Raw genomic sequence first — 13,764 nt, 5'->3', positions numbered from 1 at the left:
CCTTCGGAACAAGGAGAACATCATGAAGTTCATGCTCATCATGCGCGCGACCGACGACGCGGTGGCGGCCTACCAGGAGATGCCCTTCGAGCAGGTCATCGAGGCCATGGGCCGATACAACGAGTCGATGATGAAGGCGGGCGTCCTCGTCGCCGGCGAGGGCCTGACCGACGCGGCGGAGGGCTTCGTCGTCGACTTCAGCGCCGAGAAGCCGCTCCTCACGGACGGCCCCTACGGGGAGACGAAGGAGCTCTTCAACGGCTTCTGGATCATCGAGGTCTCTTCGCGCGAGGAGGCCGCCGAGTGGGCGAGCCGGGCGCCGCTGGGACCGGGGTCGTTCCTCGAGGTGCGCCGGGTGACCGGCCCCGAGGACTTCCCCGCCGACAACGAGTGGATCGAGAAGGAGGCGGGCTGGCGGGAGGAGCAGGCTCGCCGTACCGAGCAGGCGTGAGGCCGCTCCGCTGATGGACGGCTCCTCGGACCCGGGGACCACCTCGGCCGCCTCTGCGCAGGAGGCGGCCGAGCGGGCTGTCGCAGCGGTGTGGCGCATCGAGTCCGCGCGCATCGTCGGCACGCTGACGCGGATGGTCGGCGACTTCGGCCTGGCGGAGGATCTGGCGCAGGAGGCCCTGGTCGCCGCGCTGCGGCAATGGCCCGTCGAAGGGGTCCCGCGCAACGCCGCGGCGTGGCTCACGGCCGTGGCGAAGCGGAAGGCGGTGGACGGGTGGCGCCGCCGCGAGCGGCTGGACGATCGTCTCGCTCTGATCGCGCACGAGCTCGAACAGGAGCAGGCGCAGGTGCCGGACCTGCCGTGGGATCCGGACGCGGTGGACGACGACGTGCTGCGCCTCCTCTTCATCGCGTGCCACCCGGTGCTCTCGCGGGAGGCGCAGGTCGCCCTGACGTTGCGGGTCGTCGGCGGTCTGTCGACCGGGGAGATCGCCCGCGCCTTCCTCATCCCCACAGCCACGGTGCAGCAGCGGATCGTGCGCGCGAAGAAGACGCTGGCGGCCGCGCACGCGCCGTTCGAGGTGCCACCGCGGGACGAGCATCCGGCGCGGCTCGGTGCGGTCCTCGGGGTGCTCTACCTCATCTTCAACGAGGCTCACGCAGCCAGCAGCGGTCCGGAGTGGATGCGGCCGGAGCTGAGCGACGAGGCCATCCGGCTCGCCAGGGTGCTCGCCGCGCTGCAGCCTCGGGAGCCGGAGGTGCACGGCCTGCTCGCGCTCCTGGAGCTCACGGCCGCCCGCTTCCCGGCGCGTACCGACCGGAACGGGGACCCGGTGCTGCTCGCCGATCAGGACCGCGGACGCTGGGACCGCAGCCGGATCGCGCGGGGGAGAGCGGCTCTGGCGACGGCGGACGGACTCGGCCGCGGTCGCGGGGCGTACGGTCTGCAGGCAGCCATCGCCGAGTGCCATGCCGTCGCGCCGTCCGTGGAGGAGACGGACTGGGATCGCATCGTCGTGCTCTACGAGGCGCTGGGCCGGCTCACCCCGTCTCCGGTGGTGGAGCTGAACCGCGCGGCCGCCGTGGCCATGGCGACCGGGCCCGCCTCCGCCCTGCGGCTGCTCGATGAGCTGAGCGCGTCCGGGGTGCTGCGCGGATACCATCTCCTCCCGGCCACGCGCGGCGAGCTGCTGCGTCGGCTCGGCAGGGAGAGTGAGGCGCGCAGCGAGTTCGCGGTGGCCGCAGGGCTGGCCGGCAACGACCGCGAACGCCGACTCCTGGAGCGCAAGGCACGTGGAGCCGAGGGCTGACCGGCAGCGGCACGAAAAAGACCCGCCCCTCACGGATGCTCTCGCAGCCGTGAGGGACGGGCGTGGGTGACGCGGAGCGCGTCGAGTGGGGTCTGCGTCAGTCGTTGACCCGCTGGCTGCGGCCCGCGATGAGGCCGTAGATCAGCAGCACGATGATCGAACCGCCGATGGCCAGGAGCCAGGTGCCGAGGTCCCAGAACTCCGTGAGCGGACGGTTGAGGATCAGGCTGCCGAGCCAGCCGCCGAGCAGGGCGCCGACGACGCCGAGCAGCAGGGTGATGAACCATCCGCCGCCCTGCTTGCCGGGCAGGATCAGCTTCGCGATGGCTCCGGCGATGAGGCCGAGAAGAAGAAAGCCGAGAAAACTCATGGTCAGCTCCTTGGGTCAGGAGCCCCGGGGTGCCGGGGCTTCGTGGTATCCACTGTGGCGGGTCGCCGGACCGCGTGCCAACCCCTTGCGCGCACCGTCCCGGATATGGCAAAGGCCCGCCTCCGCAGGGAGACGGGCCTTTCGTGGTGCCGTATCGCGTCAGTTGTTGCCGCGGGCGATCGCGATGATCCGCAGGATCTCGACGTACAGCCAGACGACCGTGACCATGATGCCGAAGCCGCCGAGCCAGCCGTACTTGCGGGGAGCGCCGTTGCGCACGCCCTGCTGGATCTGGTCGAAGTCGAGCACCAGCGAGTACGCCGCCATGATCACGACGAGGACGCCGATGATGAGGCCGAGCGGGATGCCCATGACCTTCATGCTCAGGAGACCGAAGGCGTTGTCGTTGATCCCGGTCCACATGAGGACGAGGTTCAGGAGCGAGAAGACCAGGTAGCCGATCATCGCGATCATGAAGATCTTGGTCGCCTTCTTCGAGGCGCGGATCTTGCCGCTGGCGAAGAGGGCGAGGGTCACGCCGACGACCGAGACGGTCGCGAGCGTCGCTTGGAAGACGATGCCGGGCCAGCGGACCTCGAAGAACGCCGAGATGCCGCCGATGAAGAGGCCCTCGAAGGCCGCGTAGGCGAAGATCAGCGCGGGGCGGACCTTCTTGCGCGAGGTGAAGGTGATCACCATCGCCAGCACGAAGCCGCCGAGCGCCCCGAGGGCCCAGGGCAGCACGTTGACGGCGGCGGGGTTGTACGGGTCGTACCGCGGCACGTCGAGGCCGCCGAGCGTCAGCACCCAGCCGACGGCGGCGGTGACGAGGAGGATGCCGAACAGGCCGGCGGTCTTCCACACGGTGTCCTCGACGGACATCCGGTCGGTCTCGAGGGCGCCGGCCGCGGGGGCGGCGTACATGCCCTCGAGCTGCGCGTTGGCGGCGGCATCCATCGCACCGTGCTGGAGCGACGCGGCCTGTGCGCCCTGCGCACCCTGGGGGGCACCCGGGTAGGTCGCGACGTTGCGCGGGTCCTGCTGCTGGAAAGCAGGATTGTTGAAGGCGAAGTTGCTCATCAGGTGGGCCTCACTCCAAAGGGGGTCGTAGGTCGCTTTCCTCCACGATACCCGGGCGGCGACACTCCCGGGGTGCCTTACGCTGTGAGCGTGCCCAGCAAATCCCCGCTCGTCATCGGGCATCGCGGCGCTCCCGGCTACCGCCCCGAGCACACCCGCTCGTCCTACGAGCTCGCCCTCGCGATGGGGGTCGACGCCGTCGAGCCGGATGTGGTCGCCACCAAGGACGGCGTGCTTGTCGTGCGGCACGAGAACGAGATCTCCGGCACCACCGACGTCGCCGATCACCCGGAGTTCGCCGACCGCCGCACGACGCGGCGCGTGGACGGCGCTGCACTGACCGGCTGGTTCACGGAGGACTTCACCTGGGCCGAGCTGTCCACGCTGCGCTGCCGGGAACGGCTGCCGAAGCTCCGGGCATCCAGCGCCTCCTTCGACGGCACAGAGCCCATCCTGCGCCTGCGCGACGTCCTGGACCTCGTACGGGCGGCCGCGGCCGCTCAGGGGCGGGAGATCGGCGTCGTGCTCGAGGTCAAACACGCCACCCACTTCGCGAGCATCGGGCTCGGCCTCGCGCCCCTCGTCGCGCAGGAGCTGCGGGATGCGCGGTGGGCGGCGGGGGAGTTGCCGCTCATCGTGGAGAGCTTCGAATCGACCGTGCTCGGACAGCTCCGCGCCGCGGGCGTCGCCGCGAGCTTCGTCTACCTCGTCGAGGCGGCGGGACAGCCGTACGATCTCCTCGTCGCGGAGGGAGCAACCGCCCTGAGTTACCCGGAGACGGTGGTGCCCGAGAACCTCGACCGTCTGGTCGGGCGGGTCGACGGGATCAGCGTCGACAAGAAGATGCTCCTCGTTCCGGGGACGACGCTGGTGTCCGACGCCCATGCCCGCGGTCTGACCGTCTTCACCTGGACCTGCCGGCCGGAGAACGCCTTCCTCGCGGCGCCCTACCGCGGACCGGGAGGCAAGAGCGCGTTCGGGGACTACGAGGCCGAGTGGGCCGTGATCGCGCGGCAGGGCGTGGACGGCGTCTTCGTCGACCACCCCGACCTCGGCGTCGCCGTCTTCCGCGCCTGACCCACGGCGCTAGAGCGTGCGGTCGAACGCGCCCTGACGGGTGGAGACGATCTCCTTGCCGAGTGGCATGAGCGAGACCGGGACCATCTTGAAGTCGGCGATGCCCATCGGGATGCCGATGATGGTGATGCACAGCGCCAGTCCCGACACGATGTGACCGAGCGCGAGCCACCATCCCGCGAGGATGACCCAGAGCACGTTCCCGAGGAACGAACCCACGCCGGCCGTCGGCTTGCTGACGACCTCGCGGCCGAAGGGCCAGATGGCGTAGGCGGCGATGCGGAACGACGCGATGGCCCACGGGATCGTGATGATCGGGATGCACAGCAGCAGGCCGGCCAGCACGTAGCCGAGGAAGAGCGCCCAGCCCGCGAGGATGACCCAGATGATGTTGAGGATCGTGCGCATACTGCGATTGTGTCACCCGCGGGGCGGCGCGGCTGGGCATCAGCCCGGAGGTCCCCGGCGCTCGCGCCCGGCGATGCCAGACTGACCGCATGACCGGAATAGTGGTGGACGACGTCAGTAGAGCGTTCGGGGACGTGCAGGCCGTGCGAGGGGCCACGCTGCGCGCAGAGGCGGGAAGGGTGACGGGCCTGGTGGGCCCGAATGGGGCGGGCAAGACGACCCTGCTCCTGATGCTCGCCTCGCTGCTCGCCCCCGACAGCGGCTCGATCCGCATCGGCGGCATCGACCCCGAGGCCGATCCGCTCGCCGCCCGCCGGGTGCTGGGGTGGATGCCGGACGCGCTCGGCGCCTGGCCCTCGCTCACGGCCCGCGAGACGATCGTGACCACCGCTCGGCTCTACGGGATCGATCGCCCGGACGCGGAACGGCGGGCGCAGCACCTCCTCGGCCTGGTCGGTCTCGGGGAGCTCGCGGATTCGGCGGCGAAGGTGCTCTCCCGCGGGCAGAAGCAGAAGCTCGGCCTCGCCCGTGCCCTGGTTCACGACCCGCAGGTGCTGCTCCTCGACGAGCCGGCGTCGGGTCTCGACCCCGAGGCCCGCGTACAGCTGCGGGTGCTGCTGCGCCGCTTCGCGGCCGAAGGACGCACGGTCCTCATCTCCAGCCACGTGCTGTCCGAGCTGGAAGAGGTCGTCGACGACGCCGTCTTCCTCGTCGGCGGGGCCGTCGTGGATGCCGCTCCGGCGCAGAGCGCGGTCCGCGCCTGGCGGGTGCGGCTCGCCGGCGCGACCCCCGCACGCCTGACCGCGGACACCTGGCAGGTCGCGTCGACTCTCGGGCTCGCTCCCGAGTCCCTCGTCGTGGACCGCGGCGCCGTCCTCGTCGGCTTCCCCGGGGAAGACGCCGCCGCCCAGTCGCTGCGTCACCTCGTGGAGGCGGGGCTGCCGGTCGCGGAGTTCGCGCCCGCGCAGAGCGACCTGGAGCACACCTTCCTCGCGCTCCGGAACCCGCAGCCGCCCGCGGCGACGACCCCACCCCCGCCGCCTGCGGCACCCCACGGAACGGAGGCGGGAGCATGAGCCTCGCGAACATCGGCGTCATCGCGCGCCTGGAACTGACCCAGCGGCTGCGGAGCGTCGGCTGGTACGTGCTCCTCGGCGTCTTCGCGCTGGTGCTCCTCGGCGTCACCGGCCTGTCGTTCGCCGTGTACTCCTGGGGGGAGGACGTCGGGGCCGGCGTGTCGTCCATCGTCGTCAACGTGGTCCTGCTGCTCGTCGTGCTCGTCTCGCCGACGCTCAGCGGCAACGCCATCAACGGCGACCGGGAGGCGGCCACGCTCGCGCCGATCCAGGTCACCGCGGCGTCGACCGGCGACATCATGCTGGGAAAGCTCCTCGCGGCGATCGCGACGGGGGGCGCGTTCCTGCTGGTGGCCGTTCCGTTCCTCGCGGCGTCGCTGCTGGCGGGTGGAACCGATCCGATCGTGCTGTTCGTGGCGCTGCTCGTCCTCGCCGCCGAGATCATCATCGTCGCCGCGATCGGCGTGGGGCTGAGCGGCCTCATCGCCCGACCGCTGTTCTCCGTCGCGTCCACCTACCTCGTGGTGTCGGCGCTCGTCATCGGCACGATCATCGTCTTCGCACTCGGCGGCCTGGCCGTGCGCAGCGAGGCGACCACCTACAGCCGCCCCTACGACAGCAACGGCAACGTGGACTGCGAGAGCTGGGACAGCTACACGTACGAGGCGCCGCGGTTCGACCTCGTGTGGTGGGCGCTCGCCGCCAACCCGTTCGTCGTGCTCGCCGACGCGACCCCCACCGAGTTCAACACGAGCGGGTACCCGGTCGATCTGTACGGGCAGATCAAGTTCGGTGTCCGCAGCGCGCAGCTCTCGCCGCTGGAGCAGCGATGGGACGACTGCGATCCGGAGAGCGGTTCCCAGACGGCTGAGCAGGTGATCGACGAGACCGTGCCCAGCTGGTTCGTGGGGCTCGGGGTGCAGGTCGTGCTCGCTGGGGCGCTGTTCGCGGGAGCGTGGGCACGGACGCGGACGCCGGCGCGACGGCTGCCGCCCGGCACGCGCATCGCCTGACCGGCAGGGCCGAGGAAGACGCCACCGACCGTTCACCGGCCGTCCACCGACGGGTCGACGGACGGCCATGCGGCAGCGGTGGTCTGGACGGGTACCCGTCTGCGCTCAGTCGAGCCATCTTCCAGGAGCCCCCATGCCCCGACTGCACTCCGTGGCGGCAGTCACGGCGGCGTGCGCGCTGAGCGCCGCCGCCCTGATCGCCGCCCCCGTCGCCGCCTCCGGTGCCATCCCTCCCGGCGAGCCCGCGCCGACCGCCGAAGCAGGGCTCGTCCTCAACGAGATCGTCTACGACGACGCGGCGACCGGGCTCGCCGACCGGATCGAGATCTACAACGCGGGCTCGGCGAGCGTCGACCTGACCGGCTGGCGGGTCTCGGACGAGAAGCGCGACAGCTTCGGCGCGGCACCGGCCGGGACGGTGCTCGCGCCGGGCGCGTTCCTCGTCCTGGTGAAGGACGTGGACTTCGCCTTCGGGCTGGGCAAGGGGGACGAGGTCGTCCTCCACGACCCGGAGGGGGTCGAGGTCGATTCCTACGCCTACGCGAACACCGCGCCGCTGGCGGTCTGGGCGCGCTGCCCCGACGGGACGGGCGACTGGGCGCATGCCACGGCGGCGACACCGGGCGCGCCCAACGACTGCCAGGTCGCGTCGGTCGCGGGCTCGATCCGCATCAACGAGGTCGACTCGCAGCCGGCCGACTGGGTCGAGTTCCACAACCCGGGGACGGAGGCGCTCGATGTCTCCGGGTACGAGATCCGCGACAACTCCGATGACCACCGGTGGCGCTTCCTGCCGGGCACCACGATCGAACCAGAAGCGTTTCTCGTCGTCGATGAGGGCACGATCGGGCTCGTCGACGGCGTGGAGGCGGCGTTCCGCGACCCGATCGGCATCGGCAGCGCCGACCGCATCCGCCTCTTCGACACCGCGGGCACGCTCGTCGACGATACGCAGCCCTGGGAGGGACACGCCGCCATCGACGGGGACTTCGCCGCCGCCACGCTCGCGCGCTGCCCGGACGGTACCGGCGCTTTCGTGCTCGCGCACGCGACCCCGGGAGCGGTGAACTCCTGCGTCCTCCCTGATGTCGCGATCAACGAGATCGAGTCCAACGGGGACGCGACCGACTGGGTCGAGGTCGTGAACACCGGCAGCACCACGGTCGACCTGTCCGGCTGGACCGTCATGGACGGCGATCCGGTCGGACACGCCTCGGAGACGACGCCGCTGCCGGCGGGGACGCTGCTGCCTCCGGGCGGATACCGGGTCTTCGATCAGCCCGCCGACTTCGTCTTCGGGCTGGGCAACGGCGACACCGTGACGCTGCGGGACGCGAACGGACTCATGATCGACGAGCACGTCTACTCCGCGCACGCCGACGGCGTCTGGGCACGCTGCGCCGACGGGACGGGCGCGTTCGTCGACGCGCCGGCAGCGACGAAGGGCCAGCGCAACGCCTGCGGGAACCCGGTGCGGATCAACGAGGTCGAGTCGGACGGCGGCGCGCCGGACGACTGGATCGAGCTCGTCAACCCGACCGGCGCCTCGCTCGAGATCGGTGGCGTCGTCGTGAAGGACGACGACGACGCCCACGCCTACACCGTTCCCGTCGGCACGACGATCCCAGCCGGAGGCTTCTTCGTCATCGAGCGTTCGGCCCTCGGCTTCGGGCTGGGCGCGGGCGACGCCGTCCGCCTCTTCGACGGTGAGCTGCTCATCGACGAGACCGCCTGGGGCGAGGGCCACGCGGCGACCTCCTGGGGCCGCTGCCCTGACACCACGGGAGCCTTCGCGGCGACCGCGACGCCGACGAAGGGCGCGCCGAACGTGTGCGCGGGCGAGGTCACCGTCGGCACCTGGCCGGGGTCGGCCGAAGTGCGGGTGCTCGACGACGTGCCGACGTTCCTCGAGGACAGCTCCGGCCTCGACGTGCAGGAGACCGCGGACGGGGCATTCCTCTGGGCCGTGGATAACGGCGAGGGGCGCATCTGGAAGCTCGAGGCCCACGCGGACGGCTCGGTGGAGAAGGCCGCGGGCTGGGACGAGGGCAAGCGTGTGCGCTTCGCCAAGGACACCGGGAACCCGGGCGCCGCAGGGCCGGACACCGAAGGCATCACGGTCGACGGGAGGGGCCTGGTCTACGTGGCGTCCGAGCGCGACAACAGCGCCAAGGGTGTGAACCAGAACGTGCTGCTGCAGGTCGATCCGGACGCGGCGGCCGGCGATCTCGTGGCGCAGCGGGAATGGGATCTCACGGCGATGCTCCCGGCGGTCGGCGCGAACCTCGGCATCGAGGCCGTGCAGTGGGTGCCGGACAGTGCGCTGAACGGAAAGCTTTTCGACGACACCACCGGGACCGCCTACGACCCGGCCGTGCATCCGGGACACGGCGACGGCCTCTTCTTCGTCGCGGTGGAGGACAACGGGCACGTCTACGCCTTCGCGCTCGCCGCGGACGGCACGGCCACGCTCGTCTCCGAGATCTCCCCCGGGCTCACCGGTGTCATGGCGCTCGACTGGGATGCCGTCCGCGGCACCCTGTGGGCGGTGTGCGACGACGGCTGCCAGGGCCGCTCCGCCGAGCTCACCTTGAACGGGACCGCGCGGCCCGGGATCGCTCACTACGCGCGGCCCGCCGGCATGCCCGACATCAACAACGAGGGCTTCGCGACGGCTCCCGCGTCGCTCGCGGTCGACGGACAGCGTCCGGTGTGGTGGTTCGCCGATGGCTTCGCCTCGGAGGCGCTGCGCACCGGCACGCTGCCGGGCGGCACAGGCGCCGAGAACCCCGGTGGGGAGAACCCCGGCGGCGAGAACCCTGGTGGCGAGAACCCTGGTGCGGAGAACCCGCCGCTTCCCGGCACGGAGCTCGTGGACGGCAACCGCCGCGGCGTCACCGTCGATCCGGCGGTGGCCGCACCGGGGCAGCGGGTCACCGTCACGGTCGGCGCGGATGCCGCGGGAGCGCGGGCGGAGGTCTGGATGTACTCCGTCCCGGTCCGCCTGGCTGCGGGGACGCTTTCGGCGACGGGTGCCCTCACGGTCACCGTTCCGGTGGACGCGCCGCTGGGCGCGCACCGCATCGCGGTCTACGCGGCGGATGGGACGCTCCTCGGCTGGGCTGACCTGCGCGTCACCGCCGCGGGCGAGGGGCTGGCCGCGACCGGAGCGGACCTGCCGGTGGCCGCCACCGCGCTCGCGTTGATGCTCCTCACGACCGGGGTCCTCGCGCTGCGCCGTCGGAACCGCACCGCCTGACCGGGGGAGGGGTGCGGGCGGTCGCCTGTATCCCTCCCCGACGCGGACCGCGATGTCGGTGCCGCCGCCTAGACTCGAGAGGTCATGACCGAAGCCCCTCTCATCGTCCCCGGATCCGTCGGCCCGCAGTCCTCCGGCGCCCCCGCGCAGGACGACCTCCTCGCCGGCCTCAACCCCCAGCAGCTCGAGGCCGTCACCTATCGCGGCCCCGCGCTGCTCATCGTCGCCGGCGCCGGATCGGGCAAGACGAGCGTGCTCACGCGCCGCATCGCCTCGCTCCTGCGCAGCCGGGAGGCGTGGCCGAGCCAGATCCTCGCCATCACCTTCACCAACAAGGCCGCCGGCGAGATGCGCGAGCGCGTCGAAGGGCTCATCGGGGACGCCGCGCGCGGCATGTGGATCTCCACGTTCCACTCCGCGTGCGTCCGGATCCTCCGCCGCGAGGCGCAGCAGTTCGGGTTCACGAAGAACTTCACCATCTACGATTCCGGCGACTCCCGCGCCCTCCTCAAGCGCCTGGTCAAGGAGCATGAGGCCGACGCCTACGGCCTCACCCCGGCGGCGGTCCAGGGGCGCATCTCCAAGCTCAAGAACGAGCTCTCCGACGCCGAGGCCTATGCCCGCCAGGCCAACATGAGCGACCCGGCCGAACGCGTCTTCGTCGAGGTCTTCGCCGACTACCAGCGGCAGCTCCAGAAGGCCAACGCCTTCGACTTCGACGACCTCATCGGCCAGACGGTCTACCTGTTCCGGGCGTTCCCCCAGGTCGCCGACACCTACCGCCGCCGGTTCCGCCACATCCTCGTCGACGAGTACCAGGACACCAACCACGCGCAGTACGCGCTCATCCACGAGCTCACCCGTCCGGCGTCCGGGGTCGGCGCGACACCGGAGCCGTATGCCGCCAACGGCATGATGATCTTCGAGCCCGACCCCGAGCCGGCACCGGGCGCCGGTGAGGCCGGGGCGTCGCTGACGGTGGTCGGCGACTCGGATCAGTCGATCTACGCCTTCCGCGGCGCGGACATCCGCAACATCAGCGAGTTCGAGCGCGACTTCCCGGGGGCGAAGGTCGTCCTCCTCGAGCAGAACTACCGCTCGACGCAGAACATCCTCTCCGCGGCGAACGCCGTCATCGGCAACAACTTCGACCGCAAGGACAAGAAGCTCTGGAGCGACCGCGGCGAGGGCGACAGGATCATCGGCTTCACCGGCTACTCGCAGCACGACGAGGCCCAGTTCGTCGCCGACGAGATCGAGGCCCTGCACCGCAAGGGCATGCCGTACTCGGAGATGGCCGTCTTCTACCGCACGAACTCGCAGTCCCGCGCGCTGGAGGAGATCTTCATCCGCTCGGCCGTGCCGTACAAGATCATGGGCGGCACCAAGTTCTACGAGCGCGCCGAGATCAAGGACGCCCTGGCCTACCTCGTGGCGGTCGCCAATCCCGCCGATGAGATGGCCGTGCGCCGCATCCTCAACAAGCCGCGGCGCGGCATCGGCGACGTCACCGAGACCGCCATCGCCCGTTTCGCCGAGGAGCACGGCATCTCCTTCCGCGATGCCCTGTCGCTGCCGGGGCAGCTCGGTGTGGGCCCGAAGATCCAGGCCGCCATCGCCCAGCTCGATGCGGTTCTCGCCGAGGCGACGGCGATCATGCTCCCGCCGACGGGGGAGGTGCCGCCGCCCACCTCCGTGGCCGACGGGCTCAGCCTCCTGCTGTCCAAGAGCGGGTACCTCGACGCCCTGCGCGCCAGCCGCGACCCGCAGGACGAGGCCCGCGTGGAGAACCTCGACGAGTTCGTGGCCGTGACGCGCGACTTCGCGCGCAACAACCCTGAGGGCACCATCACCGACTTCCTCACCGAGGTCGCGCTGGTCTCCGATGCGGACGACCTCGACGACGAGTCCGGGTCGGTCTCGCTCATGACGATGCACACCGCCAAGGGCCTGGAGTACGACGCGGTCTTCGTCACCGGCGTCGAGGAGGACCTCATCCCGCACCGCATCTCGGCGGGAGAGCCCGGCGGACCGCAGGAGGAGCGACGCCTGTTCTACGTGGGCATCACCCGCGCCCGCAAGCGCCTGCACCTGTCCCTGGCGATGACCCGCGCGCAGTTCGGCGAGGTGACGGTCGCGATGCCCAGCCGGTTCCTGCAGGAGATCCCGGCCTCCCTCATCGACTGGCGGCAGTCCCCGGGCGACGTCAACTCCCGCGGGGGCATGCAGTCCAGGGCGCTGAACGCCCGCCGCTCCGGGGGCTCCGGCGACCGCTTCGGCGTCAAGGCCCTGCCCCGCGACTCCCTCAAGCCGCTCTCGACGGCGATGGACAAGATCCCCAACCGCGTCACCGCCAAGATGCGCGACAACGGCGACCTCGAGCTCGCCGCCGGTGACCGCATCCGGCACGATGATTTCGGTGAGGGTCGGGTCGACGCCGTCACCGGTGAGGGGGCCAAGCGCATCGCCCACGTCCGGTTCGACACGGCGGGGCAGAAGAAGCTGCTCATCAAGGTCGCACCGATCCAGAAGCTCTGACGTCGCGGCGAAGGGGGCGGGGAGACACGGTTAGGCTGGCTCCCATGGCCCTCTTCTCCCGCCGCAAGAAGTCCGGCGACGACGCCGTCGCTCCCGCCCCCTCCGCCGCTCCGGCAGCCGACACCGAGGAGGACGCGAGCATGGCGACCGAGGAGACCGAGGCTCCGGCGGCCGAGGCATCGCCCGCCGTCGGCATCTCCGTCCAGGCGTTCCGCGGTGTCGGCGCCGAAGCCGGACCCGAGGTCGCCCTTCCGGATCCGGATGCCGCGACAGCACCGGCGCCCGCTGCCGCAGCGACACCGCCGAGCCCGGCGGAGGAGCCCGCGGCGCCGGCTGCCGAGCGGAAGCTCCCGCTCGCTCCTGCGCTCCCGCCCGAGCAGACCGAGACCGTGGCGGGCATGAAGGACAACGTCCTCCTGCGCGAGTCCCTGGCGCAGATCGAGGCGGGCGCCTCCAACGAGCAGCTCCTCGGAGTGCTCCGCCAGGCTCTGCAGAGCCACCTCTACATCCGCGTGAGCGGTGATGCCCGCGCGCAGATCAGCGAGGGCAAGCCGCTGGCCGTCGCCGTGGTCCGTGACGGAGAGCGGCAGTTCATGCTGGCATTCAGCTCGGCGGCCGCCGTCCGCGACTCCGTCCAGCTCGAAGCAGACCCGTCCGCCACGTCCGCGGTCGCCCAGCCGACGACCTCGGTCATGCAGCAGGTCGTCTCCGGCGACTTCGCGGGTCTCATCATCGACAACGCCTCGGCGCCGCATCGTGTGGTGTTCCCCACCGAGCTCCTGCAGAAGACGCTCGAGCAGGCCGACGTCGACATGACCGTGAAGTCGCTGCTCGCCGCTCCGCGGGAGCAGGACTCGCCCGCCAAGGTGGGCGAGGCCCTCGCCACGACGCGCATGTGGGTGGCCGTGAACGACGGATCCGGCACCGGTCAGGTCGGCATCGCCGAGGCTCAGACAGCCGACGGTCGGCGCTTCCTCCAGCTCTTCTCGCACCCGCTGGAGGTCATCGCGCTGGGCCGCGGCGACCGCCCGCTGCCCTTCGAGCCTGACCAGCTCGCGAAGGTGCTGTCGAGCCACTCCGAGATGGCCGGCGTCATCATCGACTCCGCAGGACCCTCGATGGTGGTGGAGCGCGACGCCCTCGCCCCGGTGCTCGTGCGCGCGGTGCGGATCGAGGACTGACG

Annotated in this window: 11 protein-coding genes; 8 read left to right on the top strand and 3 right to left on the bottom strand. The window is 71.2% G+C overall.

Features of this window, described 5'->3' with window-relative positions:
- Positions 1–22 precede the first annotated feature (22 nt).
- Positions 23–451, top strand: coding sequence for a YciI family protein (locus AB1285_RS10955; protein ID WP_268777181.1), 429 nt, complete (start codon positions 23–25; stop codon positions 449–451).
- 13 nt (positions 452–464) lie between these two features.
- Entirely contained in the window at positions 465–1,760 is a 1,296-nt protein-coding gene (locus AB1285_RS10950) for an RNA polymerase sigma factor (RefSeq protein ID WP_259954257.1), read from the top strand.
- Between the two features lie 97 nt (positions 1,761–1,857).
- On the opposite strand, the gene AB1285_RS10945 is transcribed toward AB1285_RS10950, so the two are convergent.
- Positions 1,858–2,130: a GlsB/YeaQ/YmgE family stress response membrane protein gene (locus AB1285_RS10945; protein ID WP_187663444.1), complete on the bottom strand. Its 273-nt coding sequence runs from the start codon at positions 2,128–2,130 to the stop codon at positions 1,858–1,860.
- A gap of 159 nt (positions 2,131–2,289) precedes the next feature.
- Complete coding sequence (locus AB1285_RS10940) at positions 2,290–3,210, bottom strand: Bax inhibitor-1/YccA family protein (RefSeq protein ID WP_259954258.1); 921 nt, start codon at positions 3,208–3,210, stop codon at positions 2,290–2,292.
- Positions 3,211–3,300: 90 nt separating this feature from the next.
- On the opposite strand from AB1285_RS10940, the gene AB1285_RS10935 reads away from it, so the two are divergent.
- On the top strand, positions 3,301–4,287 hold the full coding sequence (locus tag AB1285_RS10935; RefSeq protein WP_370428303.1) for a glycerophosphodiester phosphodiesterase family protein: 987 nt from the start codon (positions 3,301–3,303) through the stop codon (positions 4,285–4,287).
- Positions 4,288–4,296: 9 nt separating this feature from the next.
- Here AB1285_RS10935 and AB1285_RS10930 read toward each other — a convergent pair whose 3' ends face one another.
- A complete protein-coding gene (locus tag AB1285_RS10930; protein ID WP_060922036.1) occupies positions 4,297–4,695 on the bottom strand; it encodes a YccF domain-containing protein in 399 nt (132 codons plus the stop codon).
- Between the two features lie 89 nt (positions 4,696–4,784).
- Here AB1285_RS10930 and AB1285_RS10925 point away from each other — a divergent pair, with 89 nt between their 5' ends.
- From AB1285_RS10925 to AB1285_RS10905, 5 genes are all read left to right on the top strand, one after another.
- Positions 4,785–5,771 (top strand): ABC transporter ATP-binding protein, encoded by a 987-nt coding sequence (locus tag AB1285_RS10925; protein WP_370428302.1) that lies wholly within the window; start codon positions 4,785–4,787, stop codon positions 5,769–5,771.
- A complete protein-coding gene (locus AB1285_RS10920) occupies positions 5,768–6,784 on the top strand; it encodes an ABC transporter permease (RefSeq protein WP_280568197.1) in 1,017 nt (338 codons plus the stop codon). The genes AB1285_RS10925 and AB1285_RS10920 overlap by 4 nt, the downstream gene beginning before the upstream one ends.
- A 133-nt stretch (positions 6,785–6,917) precedes the next feature.
- Positions 6,918–10,043 carry a lamin tail domain-containing protein gene (locus tag AB1285_RS10915; RefSeq protein ID WP_292794935.1) on the top strand — a complete coding sequence of 1,042 codons (3,126 nt, stop codon included), beginning with the start codon at positions 6,918–6,920 and terminating at the stop codon, positions 10,041–10,043.
- An 84-nt stretch (positions 10,044–10,127) separates the two neighbouring features.
- On the top strand, positions 10,128–12,581 hold the full coding sequence (locus tag AB1285_RS10910; RefSeq protein WP_292794933.1) for an ATP-dependent helicase: 2,454 nt from the start codon (positions 10,128–10,130) through the stop codon (positions 12,579–12,581).
- Positions 12,582–12,625: 44 nt separating this feature from the next.
- Positions 12,626–13,762 carry an SseB family protein gene (locus AB1285_RS10905; RefSeq protein WP_292794931.1) on the top strand — a complete coding sequence of 379 codons (1,137 nt, stop codon included), beginning with the start codon at positions 12,626–12,628 and terminating at the stop codon, positions 13,760–13,762.
- Positions 13,763–13,764: the final 2 nt, after the last annotated feature.

Source organism: Microbacterium sp. NRRL B-14842 (assembly GCF_050470785.1).
Note: the sequence above shows the minus strand (reverse complement) of the source record. Positions and strands in the feature narration are given on the sequence as shown.

What these genes read in the sequence shown, in the direction of transcription:
- AB1285_RS10940 (WP_259954258.1), bottom strand. Translation starts at nt 3,210, where the DNA reads ATGAGCAACTTCGCCTTCAACAATCCTGCTTTCCAGCAGCAGGACCCG.
- AB1285_RS10945 (WP_187663444.1), bottom strand. Translation starts at nt 2,130, where the DNA reads ATGAGTTTTCTCGGCTTTCTTCTTCTCGGCCTCATCGCCGGAGCCATC.
- AB1285_RS10920 (WP_280568197.1), top strand. Translation starts at nt 5,768, where the DNA reads ATGAGCCTCGCGAACATCGGCGTCATCGCGCGCCTGGAACTGACCCAG.
- AB1285_RS10955 (WP_268777181.1), top strand. Translation starts at nt 23, where the DNA reads ATGAAGTTCATGCTCATCATGCGCGCGACCGACGACGCGGTGGCGGCC.
- AB1285_RS10915 (WP_292794935.1), top strand. Translation starts at nt 6,918, where the DNA reads ATGCCCCGACTGCACTCCGTGGCGGCAGTCACGGCGGCGTGCGCGCTG.
- AB1285_RS10930 (WP_060922036.1), bottom strand. Translation starts at nt 4,695, where the DNA reads ATGCGCACGATCCTCAACATCATCTGGGTCATCCTCGCGGGCTGGGCG.
- AB1285_RS10950 (WP_259954257.1), top strand. Translation starts at nt 465, where the DNA reads ATGGACGGCTCCTCGGACCCGGGGACCACCTCGGCCGCCTCTGCGCAG.
- AB1285_RS10910 (WP_292794933.1), top strand. Translation starts at nt 10,128, where the DNA reads ATGACCGAAGCCCCTCTCATCGTCCCCGGATCCGTCGGCCCGCAGTCC.
- AB1285_RS10905 (WP_292794931.1), top strand. Translation starts at nt 12,626, where the DNA reads ATGGCCCTCTTCTCCCGCCGCAAGAAGTCCGGCGACGACGCCGTCGCT.
- AB1285_RS10925 (WP_370428302.1), top strand. Translation starts at nt 4,785, where the DNA reads ATGACCGGAATAGTGGTGGACGACGTCAGTAGAGCGTTCGGGGACGTG.